Source organism: Mesorhizobium sp. RSR565B, from assembly GCF_054719465.1.
On sequence record NZ_JBTTIE010000001.1, the window covers coordinates 4,769,140 to 4,782,139 of the forward strand.

A 13,000-nucleotide genomic window follows, 5' to 3' on the forward strand; every position below is an offset into this window, starting at 1 on the left:
GGGGCCTCATTCCACGTTCATCTGCGCGCCGTGGCCGCTGATATGGGCGCCGTCCTGCGGTGTCAGTCTGAGATAGGCAAACAGCGCACACAAAGTGATGACGCCCTCGACCACGAACAGGATGCGGAAGTCGTTGGTCACCGCCGGCCCGCCGCCAGCCAGGAACGACAACAGCGCCGCCGCCAGGCCGACGCTGATCGCTACCCCCAACTGCCACAGTATGTAGTAGAGTGCGCTGAAGCGGGCGAGCTGGTCGGGCGCGATGTCGGAATAGGCGAGATTGCCGGTCGAAGCCCACTGCGCCGAGCGCAGAACGCCGAAGGCAAAGATATAGACGAGCACGATCCAGACCGGCGTTGTCGCCTCAATCAAGGCGAAGCCCGCTACCATGGCAGCAACGATCGGCGTGTTGACGACCAGCACGCGGCGAAAGCCGAAACGGTTGAGCAGGCGCGGCATGAAGACACGCATGATCAGCGAGCCGATTGCGGCGACGAAAGTCAGCGATCCCGCCTGCACCGCGCTCATGCCAAAGCCGAGCTGGAACATCAGCGGCAAAAGGAAAACGACCGAGCTCAGGCCGATCGTGTCCAGCCCACCACCGGTGAGGAATGAGATGCGAAAGGTGCGGATGCGCAGGAGTTTCAGGTCAAGCAAAGGGTTGCAGGCGCGCAGGCAGTGGAAGGAGGCAAGCGTCAGGATGACGATCGCCAGCGTCAGCTCGGCCGCGATCATGCTGCCGGCGGCGTCTTTGGCCGCAAGCGAATCCATGCCGAAGACCAGCAGGACCATGCCGCTGCCGACCAGCAGGAAGCCCGGGAAATCCAACGGCGTGCGCACCGGCTTGGTGGCCGTCGGAAACAGCGAGGCGGCAAGAACGGCCGCCGCCAGCGCGAACGGCACGTTGATGAAGAAGATCCAGCGCCAAGAAATGTAGGTCGTCAGCGCACCGCCGACGAGCGGGCCGACCAATGGGCCGGACTGGCCGGCCAGCGAAATATACATGTTGATCTTCAGCGTGCGGCTGCGCGGGAAGGTCGACAGGATGACGACCTGGCCGAGCGTCCCCATCAAGGCGCCGCCGAAGCCTTGCAGCGCGCGGGCGCCGACCAGCGTCCAGATGTCGTTGGACAATCCGCACAGCGCCGATGACGCGGCGAACACCAGCAAGGCGAAGCAGTAAACGTTGCGCAGGCCGAAGCGGTCGGCCGCCCAGCCGCCGAGCGGCATCGAGATGATCAGGCTGGCGACATAGACGGTGATCAACAGGCCGAGCTGGCTCGGCGGCCGGCCGAGGCTGTCGCTGATACCGGGCAGGGCGGTGACCACGACATTCTGGTCGAGGCTGGTCATGAACACGCCGCAGGCGACCGTCAGCGGCAGCAGGAGCAAGGCTGTGGCCGACACATCGGCGCGATCCGTGGCGCCAGCGGATAGTTCTGCGGTCATGGGGATGTTCGAACCAAACGACGATGCCGACTCTGAGACGGGAGCTTTTTAATCCCCTGGGGCGGTTGGGCCACGTTCCCCACCATGGGCTTCCATTGGAGCATTCTCTAGCGGCAGAACCGGCTGGCCTTGAGGCCAGAACGGCTGTCGGCCCTACTGAACCTCGTAGCCGACCTCCTCGCTGGCATGGCAGAGCGCCTTCCAGAACGAGCGGGCGAAGGAGCGGAAGACATAGATGTCGAACTGGTCGGCGCCGGTGCGCTGGATCTGCGCAAAGACGTCGTGATGGGTGGTCGAACGGCCGGAGCCTGTGGGGAAGGCGGGCAGCGCAAAGTCGATGGCGAAGAATTTCGCCAGCACCCATTCGGCCTTAGGGCCGGCGATGCGGATTGCGGTGCGGCCATGCGACAGGTCGGTGATCGTGCCGATTGCCGGGGTTACGTCCCTGGCAAAACGCGCCGCCAGGCCCTCGGCATCGTCGACGACCGTGAATTTTCCAGGCGCGAAACCGAACACGGCCTTGCCGAACTTGGCGAGACCGCCGCCGGCACCGTCGGGCAAAGCGAGGCCGGTGACTTTGCCGATCGCCTCGATCAGCTGCTTTTCCGCGCCCGGCCATGCGGCCAGCTGCAGGATCGAGCCCGGCCTGGTCTCGGTCAGGATGACATCGACGCCATGCTCGAAATTGCCGTGCGAACCCGGATGGAACACCGGCTCGAGCGGCGAGAGGCGCTCGGGTGATTGGCGTTCGGGTGATTGGCGCTCAGCCATGCATGCGGCTCCCGTCCGGGTCGTAGAAATGGTTGGAGACGATCTCGACGGGCCCGAACCGCTTGCGCAGCGGATCGGAGACAAACGCCCGGGTGCCATGGCGCGCCTTGCCGCCTTCGACCAGGGCCAGCGCGATGTGCTTGCCCAGCGCCGGCGAATAGCAGCACGCGGTGATGTGGCCGATGGAATCGTGCGGATTGGCTTCGTCCAGTTCCTCGACGAGGTGGGCGCCGCCATTGAACGGCCGGTTGTCGAGCGAGACTAGGCCGACCAGCTGCAGCCGCTCGGGCGCGATCAGGCCTTCGCGGTCCATCATCGCCGAGCCGATGAACGGCTTCTTCTTCGACAGCATCCAGTCGAGATGCAGGTCGCGCGCCGTAGTGCGCCCGTCGATCTCCGCGCCGGTGACATGGCCCTTTTCGATGCGCATCGTGCCCAACGCCTCCAGCCCGTAGGTGACCAGGCCGAACGGCTTGCCGGCTTCGATAAGGGCTTCCCAGACATGGGTGCCGTAGCCGGCGCCGCAATAGACCTCGAAGGCCATTTCTCCGGAGAAGGACAGCCGGCAAATCATCACCGGCACGCCTGATATCTCGCCGCGCACGATGCCCATGAACGGCAGGGCTGTGTTGTCGACCGCGGTGCCGGTGACACAGGCGGCGAGGATGGCCCGCGCCTTCGGCCCGCCGATGGCCGCGCCCGCCCATTCGTCGGTTACCGAGGTGACGTGCACTTTGAGCTCCGGCCAGATGACGTCGAGGAAATATTCCAGATGCTGCATCACCTTGCCGGCGTTGGCCGTGGTGGTCGTCATCAGGAAATCCTGTTCGCCGAGCCGCCATGTGGTGCCGTCGTCGAAGGCCAGCCCGTCCTCGCGCAGCATCAGGCCGTAGCGGGCCTTGCCGACGGGGAGGGTGGAAAACATGTTGGTGTAGACCCGGTCGAGGAATTCGCCCGCATCCGGCCCCTGAACGGCGATCTTGCCCAGCGTCGAGACGTCGACGATGCCGGCGCTTTCGCGCGTCGCCCTGGCTTCACGGACATAGGCCTGCTCGACCGTCTCGCCGGCAAGGCCGTAGATCATTGGTCGATACCAGAGGCCAGCGGAATACATCGTTGCGCCATTGGCGAGGTGCCAGTCATGCATGGGCGTCAGGCGCTCGGGTTTCAGATCGCCGAAGCGTTCGGCGGCAAGCGAGCCGATCGACACCGCGGAATAGGGCGGGCGGAAGCGCGTCGTTCCGACTTCGGGGATCGGTTTGCCCAACGCCTCGGCCATGATGGCGAGGCCCGGAACGTTGGAGTTCTTGCCCTGGTCGGTCGCCATGCCGAGCGTGGTGTAGCGCTTCAGATGCTCGACGGAGACAAAACCTTCGCGATGCGCCAGCCGCACGTCTTCAGCAGTCACGTCATGCTGGAAGTCGACGAAGCTTTTTCCCTTGGCTTTGATCTCGAACACCGGCGCCGGATCGGGGTTTCCCGGGGCTGCTTCGACATCCGGCAAAGCTGCCGGCGCAGCCGCTCCGCCCGCGGCGGACAGGCCGGCTGCACGGCCCTCAGTGATGGCTTCGACGGTCGAAAAGCTGCCGTTGAAAGCGCCGGCGCCAATCCATTGCCGAGTCGGTTTCGGCGGCAGGAAGGCCTGGCGGGCAGGGTTCCATTCGGCTCTGGCACCGGCCTGGCTGGCGAGATGGATGGTCGGCGACCAGCCACCCGACATCAGCAGGCAATCGGCGTGGATGCTGCGGGCGTCACCGCTGAGCGCGCCCGAGGTCATGTCGAAGCGCTGCACCTTGAGGCCGGAGAGCGCCTTGCCGCCTTCGGTGGCGACCACGGCATGGCCGGAGAGGATTTCGGCTTCGGCCTCGGTGGCGAGGCTGCGCATTTCGGCCGAAAGCTCGGGGCGCACATCGACGATGGCGACAATAGCCGCCCCGGCCTTCCTCAGCGCCAGCGCCGAGCGATAGGCGCTGTCATTGTTGGTGAACAGCGCGATCCTGTCGCCGGGCAGCACGCCATAATCGTTAGCATAGCGCTCGGCGGCATGCGCCAGCATGACGCCCGGCCGGTCATTGCCGGGGAACACAAGCGGCCGCTCGAAAGAGCCGGTGGCCAGCACCACCGTCTTGGCGCGGATCGCCCAGTAGCGATGGCGCGGCTCGCCCTTGCCGGGCGTTTCCTTGTGGTCGGTGACGCGCTCGAGCGCGGCTAGCGTGTTGCCGTCGTAATAGCCCCACACCGTGGTGCGCGGCAGCAGGCGGACCGTGTCATGGCCTTCGAGCTGGCTGACGGCGCGCGCCGCCCAGTCGGCGGCCGGCGCGCCGTCGATGGCCTCGCCGGACCAGTTGGCCGAGCCGCCGAAACGCGGCTCGAGTTCGGCCAGGATGACGCGCGCGCCCTGGTCGGCAGCGGCCTTGGCGGCTGACAGGCCGGCCGGGCCGGAGCCGACCACCAGCACGTCGCAAAACGCGTTCATGCGCTCGTAGCGCGAGGTGTCGGCGGCAATACCGGCGCGGCCCAGGCCGGCGGCGCGGCGGATGAAATGCTCGCAGAACATCCAGAAGCGGGTGCCTTTCAGGGGGCCGAAGACAGGGCCCATGAAGGTCTTGTAGTAGAAGCCGGCGGCCAGGATCTTGCCGCCGAGCTGGTTGACGGCGTTGATGTCCCAGGCGAGCGAGGGAAAGCGGTTCTGGCTGACGGCCACCAGCCCGTCATAGATCTCGACCATGGTTGCGGCGATGTTGGGCTCGCGCACTTCGCCGCGCAGCACCGTCACCAGCGCGTTCGGTTCCTCGACGCCGGCCGAGAGCAGGCCGCGCGGGCGGTGGTATTTGAATGAGCGGCCGAAAAGCGTGACGCCGTTAGCAAGCAGCGCCGAGGCCAGCGTGTCGCCGGCATGGCCGGTGTAGGGCGTGCCGTCGAAGGTGAAGCGGATGGTGCGCAGCCGGTCGACGCGGCCGCCGGTCTCGGTGCGGCGCGGGCTCACGACTTGCCTCCGGCTTTGTGCCGGGCGGCGGCATTGTGGTCGCCGCGGGCGAAACCGGTGCTGGAAATCTCATGCGTGACCGTGTTGCGCACCATCCTCAGATGGGTGCGGCAGCCGCCCGAATGCTGCCAGATCTCATTGTGGTCGCCGGCCGGGTTCAGCCGATCGTAGACATAGGCGTTCCAGGCGTCGAGGTCCTGCGAGTTGGGCTGCGGGCGCTCGCGGTTGCCGTCGCCCTGATAGGTGAACTCGATGACGTCGCGCGGGCCGCAATAGGGACAAGTGATAAGCATTTGTTTGAACCCTAATGCAGCCGGGGCGTTGCGCCCTGGCCCTTGTCGTCAATCACTAGGCCGCGATAAAAACGGTCGAGCGTGAACGGCGCGTTGAACGCGTGCGGTTCGTCCTTGGCGATGGTGTATGCGAAGCACCAGCCCGAGGCCGGCGTCGCCTTGAAGCCGCCATAGCACCAGCCGCAATTGAGATACATGCCCGGCAGCGGGCCGGTGGTGATGATCGGCGAACCGTCCATCGACATGTCGCAGACGCCGCCCCATGAGCGCAGCATGCGTACACGCGCAAGGCCGGGAAACAGCGCCAGCATCTCGCTCATCACCTCATCGACGATGGGCAGGTTGCCGCGCTGAGCGTAGCTGTTGTAGCCGTCGATGTCACCGCCGTAGACGAGGCCGCCCTTGTCGGACTGCGACATGTAGAAATGACCCATGCCGAAGGTCAGCACCGTGTCGACGAAAGGTTTCAGCGATTCGGTGACGAAGGCCTGCAGCACATGGCTCTCGATCGGCATCCTGTCGATGCCGGCAAGCTGCATCACCCGTCCGGTGCTGCCGGCAACGGCCACGGCAACTTTCTTGCCGCGGATCTCTCCGCGCGTCGTTTGCACGCCGGTGATGCGGTCGCCGTCGCGCAGGAAGCCGGTGACCTCGCAATTCTCGACGATGTCGACGCCGCGTCGGTCGGCGCCGCGGGCATAGCCCCAGGCAACCGCATCGTGACGGGCGGTGCCGGCGCGCGGCTGCATCAGGCCGCCGACGATGGGAAAGCGCGCGGAGGCCGACATGTCCAGCGCCGGGACCAGGCGCGCGATCTCGGCGGTGCTCATCAGCTCGGCATCGACGCCGAGATGGCGCATGGCGTTGCCGCGCCTTGCCAAGTCGTCGAACTGGCCCGGCGTGTGAGCCAGATTCAGGCAGCCGCGCTGCGAGAACATGACGTTGTAGTTGAGGTCGTGCGAAAGGTTCTCCCACATCTTCATCGAATGTTCGTAGAAGCGGGTGTTGGACGGCAAAAGGTAGTTGGAGCGCACCGCCGTGGTGTTACGGCCGACATTGCCGGAACCCAGCCAGCCCTTTTCCAGCACCGCGACATTGGTGATGCCGTGCTCCTTGGCCAGATAGTACGCCGTCGACAGGCCGTGGCCGCCGCCACCGATGATGATGACGTCATAGGAAGCCTTGGGGTCGGGCTTGCGCCAGGCCGGCTTCCAGTCCTTGTTTCCCTTGAGCGCGTTCGTGAGAAGCGAAAGGGCTGAATATTCCGCCATTCTTCATGTCATCCCTAGAGCATGATGCCGAAAAGTGTGAAGCGGTTTTCGGACGACATCATGCTCTATATCTTTGATTTGTAGAGCCGGATGATTTCAGGTCCAACAGACCTGAAGCCATCCGGCTCGGGTGCGATGCGGCAGACTATAGAGCAGGCGGCGGGCGCAAAGCCAAGATTGCGCCATGGCTTTTCGACTGGCCGACTCCCGCAAGGCGCCCAACTGTCATGACTTCGCCACGACTTGCTCCACGGGATGAGCGTCTCTATCAAGGACCGCTTTAGAAGCGGCCTTGCCGCCCTTTGAGTCGCCACCATTATGCTTTTTCGCTTCTTTCGCCTGATCCTGGTCCTCGCGCTCGTTGCCTTGGCGCCGCATTCGTTCGGCGCGATGGCGCAGGGGCTGGGCCAGGCGCCTGCCGGGCTGGTCGCCGACCAGCAGAAAATCCTGCAGGGTTTGACGACGAAAACCGACGCTCTGGAGAAGAAAGTCCAGGAGGACGGCGTCGACGACACCACCCTCGTCGAGATCCGCCTGCAGCTGGAAGAGCTGTCGCGCGGTGCGCTGAACAGCGCGCTGGCGTTTCGTTCGCGGCTGGGAGAGATCAATTCGAGGCTCGAGCAGCTTGGCGCCCCGCCGGCTGCCGGACAGCCCCCTGAACCGGACATCGTGACCGGCGAGCGCCAGGCGCTGGCGTCGGAAAAGGCGGAGATCAACGCCGTCATCGCCGGGGCGCAGAACCTGTCGATTCGCATCAATTCGCTGATCGAGAAGATCGGTAATATGCGCAGCGAGCTGTTTCGCAGCGGCCTAACCAAGCGCTATGTGCTGTCCGATGCACTGAGCCCGCAGGTGTTTTCCGACGCAAGGGACGAATACGCCAATTTTTACAGGGCGGTGTCGTCGTGGCTGAGCTTTGCCTTCAAGTTCAAGTTCCAGGCGATGCTCGCGGCGACCCTCATGGCGCTTGCGTTGGCCGTGGTGCTTCTGGTCGGTGGGCGCCGCCTGTTTGGGCGCATCTTCGAGCCCGACGCGTCGGTTGAAGATCCGACGTATCTCAGTCGCCTGTCGGTGGCGTTCTGGTCGACCTTGCTGCCGACGCTGGCGGTCAGCGCCTTCCTCGCCTCGACGGTGTTCCTGTACAACTACTACAATGTGCTGCGCGGCGACATAGGCGTGTTCCTCAACGCTCTGGCAGCCGTCATCGCCATAGTGTTCTGTGTCAACCGCCTGACCAATGCGGCTCTGTCGCCCAGCATGCCGAACTGGCGTCTGATCCAGGTCGAGACCGGCCCGGCGCGTTGGCTGGTGCGGCTGACGACGGCCATGGCAGTCGTCATCGGCATCAACAATTTCCTGTCGATCGTCAACGACAAGATGGGCTCGCCTCTGTCGCTGACGGTGGCCAGGAGTTTTGTCGCCACCGTGATCGTCGGGGTCATCCTGATCCTGATGGCGCTGCTGAAGCCTTACAAGGACGTCGCTGGGCGCTGGCGCCGCTGGCCGGCCTGGCTGCGCTACACCTGTGTCGCGCTCGGCCTGTTCACGATTGCGGCGGCGCTGTTCGGCTATATCGGTCTTGCCATCTTCGTCTCGTTGCAGGTCGTGGTCACTGGCACCATCCTGCTCACCGCCTATATCGGCTTCCTGTCGGCGCGCGAGATCGGCGAGGAGGGTGGTTTCGCCGGCACGTCCATCGGGCGCTGGCTGAAGACCAATTCCAGCTATGAGGACACCGCGCTCGACCAACTCGGCCTCGTCGTCAGCGTCGCCATCAACCTGATGATCGTGCTGGTGTTCCTGCCGCTGATCCTGTTGATGTGGGGCTTCCAGCCCGGCGATATCCAGGCCTGGGGCTATAAATTGGCGACAGGCGTCACCGTCGGTTCGGTGACGATTTCGGTCACCGGCATCCTCACCGGCATCGTCGTCTTCATCATCGGCTATTTCCTGACCCGCTGGTTCCAGGGCTGGCTCGACGGCTCGGTTATGGCTCGCGGCAAGGTCGATACCGGCGTGCGCAACTCGATCCGGCTGGCGGTCGGCTATGCCGGCGTCGCGCTCGCCGGCCTGGTCGGCATCTCGGCGGCGGGCATCGATCTTTCCAATTTGGCGCTCGTTGCCGGCGCACTCTCGCTGGGTATCGGCTTTGGCCTGCAGAATGTCGTGTCCAACTTCGTGTCGGGCCTGATCCTTCTCGCCGAGCGGCCGTTCAAGGTCGGCGACTGGATCGTCGCCGGCGACACATCAGGCACGGTCAAGAAGATCAGCGTGCGCGCCACCGAAATCGAGACCTTCCAGCGGCAATCGGTGATCCTGCCCAATTCGAACCTCATCAACAACGCCGTCGGCAACTGGACGCACCGCAACAAGCTCGGACGTGTGGAGATCAAGGTCGGGGTCGCCTATGGCAGCGACGTCAAGCGGGTACACGCGGTCCTGCTTGAGATTGCGCGCGGCCATGCGCTGGTGCTGAAGAACCCGGAACCCTTCGTGCTGTTCACCAATTTCGGGCCGGCAGCACTCGAGTTCGAGATCCGCGTGTTCCTGGCCGATGTGCTGAACGGCGCCATCGTTCAGAACGATATCCGCTTTGCCGTTCTCGATGCTTTTGACGCCGAGCACATAGAAATCCCCTCGACGCCGCGCGCCGAGGTCAAGGTCAAGCAGACCGACGCATGGCCGATCGACGACGACAAGATCGAAGTCGAGTTCGCCGAGAAGGAGCAGGCGGAGGCCAGAGCCGCCACCGAGGCGAAGCGGCTGGCCAAAACTGGTCGCAAGGCCCGCAAACCCGATCCCAGCTAGGCCCCAAGCTCCTCCCAAACCGATTGCGGCATGAATGCGGCATTCAGTTGCGGTTCAGCTTGCATCTCATATAAGCTCACATGCAAAGGCGAGAATGCCTTGCGAAATGCAACAGAGGCGGTGTGGAAACACCGATATTGCAAAATGTGGAAGTCGCTCGTCGTCGCCATCGCTCTTACCGCAGCGAGTGGCTCGGCCTTTGCCGCCAGCGCGGTCAACAAGGATGCTGAGACCCGTACGCTGATCGTGACGGAAGGCGGCGGCAAGACGGAGTTGGCGCTGGCCGCTGGCGAAACCGTGGAATTCTGCCCGAACGGCTGTTTTGTCACCTTGCCCAATGGTGACCTCGAGGCCCTGACCGGCTCGGAAACGGTCGAAATCTCGGGTGGCGTTGCCCGCATCAAGTAAAGTCGGCAGGCAGATGTAGTAGAGGCCGGGCAATGCCCGGCCTTTTATTGTTCGCGGTAGCGATTGCTTAACAATGACGCGGGAAATATCGTGGCGCCTACCGGCTGCAACCGTGCGTTTTAACGTTCAATACGCCGTTCCGCCGCTATACCGGTGCGAAGACGCCGAAACACGGCGCAACCGGTTATGAATAGGGCAGAACGGACATGGATGCGCGGTCGGACAAGAACGCAATCCCGCTTGCGGTCGACCTCGACGGCACGCTGATTGCGACCGATCTTCTTTGGGAAGGCCTGTTCATCCTGCTCAAGAAGAATCCGCTCTATGTTTTCCTGGTTCCGTTCTGGCTGGCCGCCGGCCCGGCGCGGCTGAAACAAGCGATCGCAGACCGCATCGACATCGATCCGGCCTCGCTGCCCTATCGCGAAGCGCTGCTGCAGCGGCTGCGCGCCGACCATAGCGACGGACGCAAGATCGTGCTGGCGACCGGTACGCCACGCAAGTTCGCCGAGGCGATCGCCGCGCATCTGGGCGTCTTCGACTATGTGCTGGCGACCGACGGTCCCCACAACATGACCTCGGGCCGCAAGCGCGACGCGCTCATCGCCGCCTATGGCGACGGCGGTTTCGACTATGCCGGCAACAGCCGGCACGACCTCAAGGTTTTCGGAGCCGCACGCAACGCCATCGTCGTGGCGCCCGACCGCCATGCGAGGCGCTGGCAGGCCGCGCATAGCGCCGAAAGGATGCCGGCGCCGAAAAGGACATTGAAGACATTCGTCAAGATGCTGCGGGTGCATCAGTGGCTGAAGAATTCGCTGATAGCGGTGCCGATGGTGCTGTCGCATGAATACTTCAACATCAACATGATCTGGCAATGCCTGCTGGCGTTCGTCTCCTTCAGCGCCGTGGCTTCCGCCATCTACATCCTCAACGATTTCTTCGACCTTGCGCTTGACCGCAAGCACCCGACCAAACGCAACCGGCCTTTCGCCAGCGGCGCGCTGTCGATACCGTTCGGTCTCGGCGCGATGGCCGCTCTGCTGACGATCGGCATCGCCGCCGGGCTTCTGTTGCCGATCGAGTTCCTGGGCGTGCTCGCCGGCTATCTGGTGGTGACCACAGCCTATTCGCTGTCGTTCAAGCGCATGCTCCTGGCCGACGTACTGACGCTGGCGGGGCTCTACACAGTGCGTGTGCTGGCAGGTGCTGCGGCGACCGGGGTCGAAGTCTCGTTCTGGCTGCTCGCCTTCTCGATTTTCTTCTTCCTGTCGCTGGCGCTGGTGAAGCGCTATGTCGAACTGCGCACCACAGCCATTCCGGTGGGCGAGCGCATTGCCGGTCGCGGCTACCGCATCGAAGATCAGGAGATCGTCGCCCAGGCGGGCATGGCGTCGGCCTTCTCCTCGGCGCTGGTGCTGGCGCTCTACATGGACAGCGTCTCCGTGCGCGAACTCTATCCGCATCCCAGGCTGGTCTGGCCGCTGGCGCCGATCGTGCTGTATTTGACCATGCGGGTCTGGATCCTGGCGCGCCGCAACGAGATGAATGATGATCCGGTCATCTTCATCATTCGCGACTGGCGAAGCCAGATCGTCGTGGTGATCGGCGCCGCCCTTCTGGTCGCGGGAGGCTGGTAGGGCATGGCCGGCGAACGGTACCGGAGTTTTGGCCTCGCCACGCCGGCCGCAAAGCGAGCCATCGGGGTCGACGATGCCATCGCGCTGATGCGAAGCGGCAAGGCGACAAAGAACGCTCTGCTCGCCTATGGCAATGGCCGCTCCTACGGTGATTCCTGCCAGAACGGGCCAGGTGCGGTCGTGGACATGCGGCCGCTGAACCGCATCGGCGCCTTCAATGCCGAGACCGGCCTGCTCGAGGCGGAGGCCGGCGTGTTCCTCTCCGATATCATTGCGCACACTGCACCTTACGGTTTCTTTCCGACTGTCGTCCCAGGCACCCAGTTCGTCACCCTTGGCGGCGCGATCGCCAATGACGTCCATGGCAAGAACCATCACCGGCGCGGCACCTTTGGCTGCCATGTCGAGTCGTTCACGCTGCTGCGCTCGGACGGGCGGACCTACACCTGCTCGGCAACCGACAATGCAAGGCTGTTTGCGGCGACGATCGGCGGCATGGGGCTGACCGGCCTGATCCTGTCGGCCTCGATCCGGCTGATGCGGGTGCATTCGCTCGATATCGCCGAGAAGGTAACGCGGTTTGCCGATCTCGGCGAATTCTTCGAACTGGCCGAGGCCGCCGACCAGGCCAATGAATATGCCGTCGCCTGGATCGACCAGCTTGCCGGCGGCCATGGCCGCGGGCGCGGCCTGTTGTTGACAGGCAATCATGCCGAGTATGGCTCGCATGCGGCGTCTCGCGCCGGCTCCCGTTTTTCAGTGCCGTTCCAGCCGCCGTTCAATGTGCTCAACCGGCCGTTCCTCACCGCCTTCAACGCCGCCTATCGGTGGAAGAAGGGGCGCTCGCCGGGGCCGAGCCAAACCGGCTACCAGGGCTTTTTCTTTCCGCTTGATGGTGTCGGCGACTGGAATCGGCTGTATGGCCCGAAAGGTCTCTACCAGCACCAGAGCTTGGTGCCGGAAAATGTCGCGCGCCAGACCGTGCCGGCGCTGCTCGAGGCGGCGCGACGGGCCGGGCAGGGCTCTTTCGTCACCGTGTTGAAGCGCTTCGGCTCGATCCGCTCGCCGGGGCTGCTGTCTTTTCCGCGGCCAGGCTTCACGTTGACGCTGGATTTCCCCAATCGCGGCGACAGGACGCTGGCCCTGCTCAGCGAACTCGACGGCATCACGGTCGCGGCCGGCGGCGCGGTCAACCCGTACAAGGATGCGCGCATGGGCGCTGATACTTTCGCGGCCTCCTTCCCGAATTGGCAGCGGCTTGAAGCGCTGCGCGACCCGGCGTTCGTGTCCAGTTTCTGGCTGCGGACGGCGAAAAAGCTCAACGTCCGGCCAGGGCGTGTCGAGGCAGCTGAATAGGTACAATCCGAATAAGTC

General features: G+C 64.2%; 9 protein-coding genes. 4 read left to right on the plus strand and 5 right to left on the minus strand.

Features of this window, described 5'->3' with window-relative positions:
* Nucleotides 1-6: 6 nt before the first annotated feature.
* The 5 genes from ACYG9R_RS22885 to ACYG9R_RS22905 form a co-directional block, all read right to left on the minus strand.
* Nucleotides 7-1,449 carry an MFS transporter gene (locus ACYG9R_RS22885; RefSeq protein ID WP_023823086.1) on the minus strand — a complete coding sequence of 481 codons (1,443 nt, stop codon included), beginning with the start codon at nucleotides 1,447-1,449 and terminating at the stop codon, nucleotides 7-9.
* A gap of 153 nt (nucleotides 1,450-1,602) precedes the next feature.
* Nucleotides 1,603-2,220: a sarcosine oxidase subunit gamma family protein gene (gene soxG, locus ACYG9R_RS22890; RefSeq protein WP_050590489.1), complete on the minus strand. Its 618-nt coding sequence runs from the start codon at nucleotides 2,218-2,220 to the stop codon at nucleotides 1,603-1,605.
* The gene (locus ACYG9R_RS22895) at nucleotides 2,213-5,206 is read right to left on the minus strand and encodes a sarcosine oxidase subunit alpha (protein WP_023815505.1); all 2,994 of its coding nucleotides are present in this window, start codon (nucleotides 5,204-5,206) and stop codon (nucleotides 2,213-2,215) included. Before ACYG9R_RS22895 ends, soxG begins: the two co-directional genes overlap by 8 nt.
* Nucleotides 5,203-5,499 carry a sarcosine oxidase subunit delta gene (locus ACYG9R_RS22900; RefSeq protein ID WP_023670367.1) on the minus strand — a complete coding sequence of 99 codons (297 nt, stop codon included), beginning with the start codon at nucleotides 5,497-5,499 and terminating at the stop codon, nucleotides 5,203-5,205. The genes ACYG9R_RS22895 and ACYG9R_RS22900 overlap by 4 nt, the downstream gene beginning before the upstream one ends.
* An 11-nt stretch (nucleotides 5,500-5,510) precedes the next feature.
* A complete protein-coding gene (locus ACYG9R_RS22905; RefSeq protein WP_023670368.1) occupies nucleotides 5,511-6,770 on the minus strand; it encodes a sarcosine oxidase subunit beta family protein in 1,260 nt (419 codons plus the stop codon).
* Nucleotides 6,771-7,088: 318 nt separating this feature from the next.
* Between ACYG9R_RS22905 and ACYG9R_RS22910 the strand changes: the two genes are divergently transcribed.
* The 4 genes from ACYG9R_RS22910 to ACYG9R_RS22925 all read left to right on the plus strand — a co-directional run bounded on the left by ACYG9R_RS22910 (nucleotide 7,089) and on the right by ACYG9R_RS22925 (nucleotide 12,982).
* The gene (locus ACYG9R_RS22910; protein ID WP_023700342.1) at nucleotides 7,089-9,578 is read left to right on the plus strand and encodes a mechanosensitive ion channel family protein; all 2,490 of its coding nucleotides are present in this window, start codon (nucleotides 7,089-7,091) and stop codon (nucleotides 9,576-9,578) included.
* A 144-nt stretch (nucleotides 9,579-9,722) separates the two neighbouring features.
* Nucleotides 9,723-9,986 carry a hypothetical protein gene (locus tag ACYG9R_RS22915; protein ID WP_023670370.1) on the plus strand — a complete coding sequence of 88 codons (264 nt, stop codon included), beginning with the start codon at nucleotides 9,723-9,725 and terminating at the stop codon, nucleotides 9,984-9,986.
* Nucleotides 9,987-10,192: 206 nt separating this feature from the next.
* The gene (locus ACYG9R_RS22920; RefSeq protein ID WP_023691000.1) at nucleotides 10,193-11,626 is read left to right on the plus strand and encodes a UbiA family prenyltransferase; all 1,434 of its coding nucleotides are present in this window, start codon (nucleotides 10,193-10,195) and stop codon (nucleotides 11,624-11,626) included.
* 3 nt (nucleotides 11,627-11,629) lie between these two features.
* The gene (locus ACYG9R_RS22925) at nucleotides 11,630-12,982 is read left to right on the plus strand and encodes an FAD-binding oxidoreductase (protein ID WP_023823085.1); all 1,353 of its coding nucleotides are present in this window, start codon (nucleotides 11,630-11,632) and stop codon (nucleotides 12,980-12,982) included.
* Nucleotides 12,983-13,000: the final 18 nt, after the last annotated feature.

Coding starts and splice junctions, on each gene's coding strand:
- ACYG9R_RS22910 (WP_023700342.1), top strand. CDS start 7,089: ATGCTTTTTCGCTTCTTTCGCCTGATCCTGGTCCTCGCGCTCGTTGCC.
- ACYG9R_RS22915 (WP_023670370.1), top strand. CDS start 9,723: ATGTGGAAGTCGCTCGTCGTCGCCATCGCTCTTACCGCAGCGAGTGGC.
- ACYG9R_RS22885 (WP_023823086.1), bottom strand. CDS start 1,449: ATGACCGCAGAACTATCCGCTGGCGCCACGGATCGCGCCGATGTGTCG.
- soxG (WP_050590489.1), bottom strand. CDS start 2,220: ATGGCTGAGCGCCAATCACCCGAACGCCAATCACCCGAGCGCCTCTCG.
- ACYG9R_RS22905 (WP_023670368.1), bottom strand. CDS start 6,770: ATGGCGGAATATTCAGCCCTTTCGCTTCTCACGAACGCGCTCAAGGGA.
- ACYG9R_RS22920 (WP_023691000.1), top strand. CDS start 10,193: ATGGATGCGCGGTCGGACAAGAACGCAATCCCGCTTGCGGTCGACCTC.
- ACYG9R_RS22900 (WP_023670367.1), bottom strand. CDS start 5,499: ATGCTTATCACTTGTCCCTATTGCGGCCCGCGCGACGTCATCGAGTTC.
- ACYG9R_RS22925 (WP_023823085.1), top strand. CDS start 11,630: ATGGCCGGCGAACGGTACCGGAGTTTTGGCCTCGCCACGCCGGCCGCA.